Origin of the sequence: Ectopseudomonas oleovorans (assembly GCF_029845265.1) — a bacterium.
Classification (GTDB): Bacteria; Pseudomonadota; Gammaproteobacteria; order Pseudomonadales; family Pseudomonadaceae; genus Aquipseudomonas; species Aquipseudomonas oleovorans.
Window position 1 is genome coordinate 1 of the sequence record NZ_JAOCLK010000088.1, and the last position, 4,644, is coordinate 4,644.

Sequence of the window (4,644 nt, forward strand, 5' to 3'; positions counted from 1 at the left end):
TCGCTGGGGCATAACCCGTTCGGCTTTTTGAGGTTGGACAAGATGTTTGGCGATCGCGGTCGTTAGAAGCCTTCGAGGACGATCTTGCCTTTAGCCGCGCCACTTTCGATCAGTGCATGCACCGTCTTCAGATTGGCGGCATTGATCGGCGACAGTCGCCGGGTCAGCGTCGTGCGGATTTTGCCGTCGTCAACCAGCGCTGCCATCGCATCCAGAATCTCGCCCTGCTCATTCATGTCGGGCGTGCCGTAGATCGACCGCGTGAACATCAGCTCGTGGTGGATCGACACCGCCTTGCGCTTGAAAACCATGATATCGAATGCCTTGGGATCGTCGATCAGTCCGAACCGTCCTTGTGGGGCGATCAGTTCGGCGATGTCGGCGACATGTTGCTCGGTATGTGTGGTCGAAAAGACGAAAGCGGGAGCACCGATGCCGAGTTCGGCGATCTGTGGCGCGAGCGGACGAGAATGGTCGATGACGTGGTGAGCTCCAAGCCCTCTTACCCACTCTTGGGTTTCCGGTCGAGAGGCTGTGGCGATGACGGTGAGGTCCGTGCGCTGTCGCGCGATCTGGACGGCGATCGACCCAACCCCGCCCGCGCCACCGATGATGAGGATCGCCTCCGCCGCACCGGGTACGGGCTTCGCCACGTCCAGGCGGTCGAACATCGCCTCCCAGGCCGTCAACGTCGTCAGCGGCAGCGCCGCCGCTTCCGCCCAGGAGAGCGACGCAGGTTTGTGACCGACAATCCGGGCGTCGACGAGATGGAACTCCGCATTGGTACCGGGCCGTGTGATCGATCCGGCATAATAGACCTCGTCGCCTAACTCGAACTGCGTGACGTCGGGGCCGACCTCGCGCACAATCCCGGCGGCATCCCATCCCAGCACCTTCCAATCGCCATCTGCCGGCGGCGTGCTGTTGCGGACCTTGTAGTCGACCGGGTTGACCGAGACGGCCTTCACCTCAACCAGGATATCGTATCCTGCAGCGACAGGCCGAGGCAGATTGATGTCGACCAGCGCGGCATCCGCGGCGATGGGTCCCGGAACCTTGTAACCAATGGCTTTCATAAATGTCTCCAGCTTGCTTGATCGGATGACGCGAATGCTCGTTAGTCAACTTCTTCTACATTGAGGTCCCGACTCTTGAACTGGGTCGCGGTAGCAGATTTCATCGAACACGTCGATCAACAGGCCCTTATGCTCGGTCGCCGGATCGGTGATCGCGTAGAGGGTGGAGGCGTTATCGCCATCATCACCGCTTCCGAGGCGAAACGCCGCGTCGACGCAGATGCCGCACGGACCGATGGTTGATCCTGGCTCGAGATCGACGAGATTGCTGTCCTTGACGCGCTATTCGCGGTCTTAGCCCTTGGCGATGAAGGACTGAACTGCTTGTAGAGCGTCGGTCAGCTGCTATGTCATGGACGCACCTTCATCTTGAGTTGGATTGGACAAGCTTCCGTATAAGGCCCGCTGTAACCGTCAGATGACGGCGAAGAAAACGATGGGCAGTATTCACAGCCACTTAGCCTTCTTGAAGCGCACAAATAGGAAAACGCACGATATCGCTATCACTCCGAGCACGACAAAGTATCCGTAGGCCGTGTCCAGCTCCGGCATGTGCTTAAAGTTCATGCCGTATATTCCAGCGATCGCCGTCGGGACTGCCAGTATTGCCGCCCAAGCCGCCAGCTGGCGGGTGATCACCCCCGTCCTTTGCGCTTCAAGAAGGCTGCTGGCCTCAAAGACCGTGGACAGGACAAGCAGGAGGCCGTCGACCATGGACTGCACGCGGTGGACATGGTCCGCGACGTCGTGGAAATATGGTGTCATTTCGGCGCTGATGCAGGGAAAGTGGCCGCGAACGAGCTTTCGCACCAGCTCGGCCATAGCCCCGAGCGTGCGCTGGAACCGCGTGAGTTCGGACCTTAGTTCGAAGATTCGCGCCACCTCTTCTGGCCCGAGGAAATCGTGCAGCGACCGTCGCTCCATCGCCAGGACGTCGTCCTCGATCATTTCGAAGATGGGCAGATACTGGTCGACCACGCGATGCAAGATCGCGTGCAGCACATAGTCGACACCCTTGCCGAACTGCGTCGGCGATGCCTCGAGTTGCTCCCGAAGTTTGCCCAGCGCTCCGGCATTGCCGTGCCGCACGGTGATAAGGTGATTGTGACCGGTGAAGATCGCCATCTTGCCGTAGCTGATCCGGTCGCCGACCAGCTCGGCGGTCTGCGCGACGACGTACAACTCATCGTTGTAGACCTCGAGCTTGGGCGGGCACAGCGGGTGCATCGCGTTGTCGATCGCCAACGGATGAAGATTATATGTCCTTTGGATCGCGAGTAGTTCCTCGGGGGTGGGTTCGCTAAGCGCGATCCAGCAGAAGCCCGAGCGACTCTCGCCCAACTTGACGTGCTCATCGAGCGCGATTTCGCGAACTCGCTTGCCTTCGTTGTAATAATAGGCGGCGATGATGCTCATGCTGGCCTCGCGGGAATGTGGAGGCCACGCTGGACGGCCGGTCGAGCCAGCCCGCGTCCAAGCCATGCGCGGACGTTCGAAAAGCTGCTGAGGCCAAGGATGTCACCCGCAGCGTAGAATTCCACCAGCGCATTCACCCAGCCGAGCGTCGCGATGTCCGCGATCGAATAGTCGTCGACGATCCAGTCGCGGCCTTCCAGCCGGCGATCCAGAATCCCCAGCAGACGCGTGGATTCGTCGATAAAGCGCTGTTGCGGCCGCTTGTCCTCATAGTCCTTGCCGCCAAATCGCAGGAAGAAGCCGAGCTGACCGAACATCGGCCCGATGGCCGACATCTGAAAGAACACCCACGCTAGGGTCTCGTAACGCTGGCCTGGTTCGGTGGAGATGAACTGACCCGTCTTGTCGGCCAGATAGAGGAGGATCGCACCGGATTCCCATAAGGCGATGGGTCTACCGTCAGGGCCAGCCGGATCGATGATCGCCGGTATGCGTCCGTTCGGGTTCAGCGACACGAACGCCGGATCCTTCGACTCGTTGTTCGAGATGTCGATCAGGTGGGGCTCGTACGCCAGGCCAGTCTCCTCAAGCATGATCGAGACCTTGACGCCATTGGGCGTAGGGGCTGCGTAGAGTTGCAGGCGATCGGGATGAGATGCCGGCCAGCGCTGCGTGATCGGAAAGGACGAGAGGTCTGGCATAAATCTGCGATCCTGGTGTTGCGATGGCGACTGACTGGAACGAGCCGTCACTCTGAAGTAGGGTTCGATGACCGCGTCGCTGAACGACGCGGTCACGAAGATTGCGGACCGGACCGGCGCAGTGGCAACGGCAGTGAAGCCTATTCCGCCGCGGTCCCGGCCGCTGGCTGTACGTCGTCAACCTTTTGGCGCTTCGGAAGCACCCAGCCGGGACGGACGAAGTGGCAGGTGTAGCCGCCCGGGCGCTTCTCCAGATAATCCTGGTGATCGGGCTCGGCCTCCCAGAACTCGCCGACCGGCTGGACCTCGGTCACCACTTTGCCATCCCACAGCCCCGAGGCATCCACATCGGCGATCGTATCCTCGGCGACGCGCTTCTGCTCCTCGTCGACATAATAGATGCCCGACCGGTAGGAGAGCCCACGATCATTGCCCTGGCGGTTCAGCGTCGTCGGATCGTGGATCTGGAAGAAGAATTCCAGGATGTTCCGGTAGCTCGTCACTGTCGGGTCGAAGACAATCTCGATCCCCTCGGCATGCGTGCCGTGATTACGATACGTGGCGTTCGGAATATCGCCGCCCGTGTAACCCACACGGGTCGAGATGATGCCGGGCCGCTTGCGGATCAGATCCTGCATGCCCCAGAAACATCCTCCTGCGAGAACAGCGCGCTGATGCATGTTAAGCCTCCTCTACTTGATCGAGATATTCACCGTATCCCTCGGACTCCATCTCGTCGCGCGGGATGAAGCGAAGGGACGCTGAGTTGATGCAGTACCGCAGACCGCCGCGGTCGGAAGGACCATCGGGGAACACATGGCCGAGATGACTGTCTGCGTGTACTGACCTGACCTCCGTCCGGACCATGCCGTGTGCGCTGTCCCGCACCTCGTTCACGTTTGCCGAAACGATCGGCTTGGTGAAGCTGGGCCAGCCAGTACCCGAATCGAACTTGTCCGTCGAAGCGAACAGTGGCTCTCCCGACACTATGTCGACGTAGATGCCAGGCTCCTTGTTGTCGTTGTACTCGCCCGTGAAGGGCCTTTCGGTGCCCGCCTCCTGGGTAATTCGGTGTTGCTCGGGAGTCAGGTGGTCGATTGCTGTCTGTGACTTTTCAAACTTCATTACAGTCTCCAATACTTATCTAGAGGGCCAGGCACGCTACCGCTAATTTTTTATGTCTCCTGATTTGCTCCTACAATGGTAGTGGGATGGCAAACGAGGTTTTACTAAGTGTTGGAAAATTAGAGATTTAAATTTCGCGTCTATTAATTCTAGCGCAACTGAGTGGTTAAGCAAGTACGTAATCAGTAAATATTAAAAAAATAACACAAAAGCACGATTATATAATACAGTGTCAGTGTTTTATGATAATCAACAACGCCTGTTTAGATGCTGGTAGATGCGAATTTTTTGGCGTACAGTCAAAATTTTCTGATGGTTGCTTAGTG

The 4,644-nt window shown here is 58.5% G+C and carries 6 protein-coding genes; 1 reads left to right on the top strand and 5 read right to left on the bottom strand.

The window, feature by feature from the left end; all coding sequences use genetic code 11:
* Positions 1-62: 62 nt before the first annotated feature.
* Complete coding sequence (locus tag N5J71_RS22035) at positions 63-1,076, bottom strand: zinc-binding alcohol dehydrogenase family protein (protein WP_002118279.1); 1,014 nt, start codon at positions 1,074-1,076, stop codon at positions 63-65.
* Between the two features lie 75 nt (positions 1,077-1,151).
* Between N5J71_RS22035 and N5J71_RS22040 the strand changes: the two genes are divergently transcribed.
* Positions 1,152-1,319 carry a hypothetical protein gene (locus N5J71_RS22040; protein WP_016487060.1) on the top strand — a complete coding sequence of 56 codons (168 nt, stop codon included), beginning with the start codon at positions 1,152-1,154 and terminating at the stop codon, positions 1,317-1,319.
* 204 nt (positions 1,320-1,523) lie between these two features.
* Here N5J71_RS22040 and N5J71_RS22045 read toward each other — a convergent pair whose 3' ends face one another.
* From N5J71_RS22045 to msrB, 4 genes are all read right to left on the bottom strand, one after another.
* Positions 1,524-2,492, bottom strand: a complete 969-nt coding sequence (locus N5J71_RS22045; protein ID WP_003464971.1) for a magnesium and cobalt transport protein CorA — start codon at positions 2,490-2,492, stop codon at positions 1,524-1,526.
* The gene (locus N5J71_RS22050; RefSeq protein ID WP_003464969.1) at positions 2,489-3,193 is read right to left on the bottom strand and encodes a glutathione S-transferase N-terminal domain-containing protein; all 705 of its coding nucleotides are present in this window, start codon (positions 3,191-3,193) and stop codon (positions 2,489-2,491) included. The genes N5J71_RS22045 and N5J71_RS22050 overlap by 4 nt, the downstream gene beginning before the upstream one ends.
* A gap of 140 nt (positions 3,194-3,333) precedes the next feature.
* A complete protein-coding gene (gene msrA, locus N5J71_RS22055) occupies positions 3,334-3,873 on the bottom strand; it encodes a peptide-methionine (S)-S-oxide reductase MsrA (protein ID WP_003464967.1) in 540 nt (179 codons plus the stop codon).
* 1 nt (position 3,874) lies between these two features.
* Positions 3,875-4,318 (bottom strand): peptide-methionine (R)-S-oxide reductase MsrB, encoded by a 444-nt coding sequence (gene msrB / locus N5J71_RS22060; protein WP_003464965.1) that lies wholly within the window; start codon positions 4,316-4,318, stop codon positions 3,875-3,877.
* Positions 4,319-4,644 lie beyond the last annotated feature (326 nt).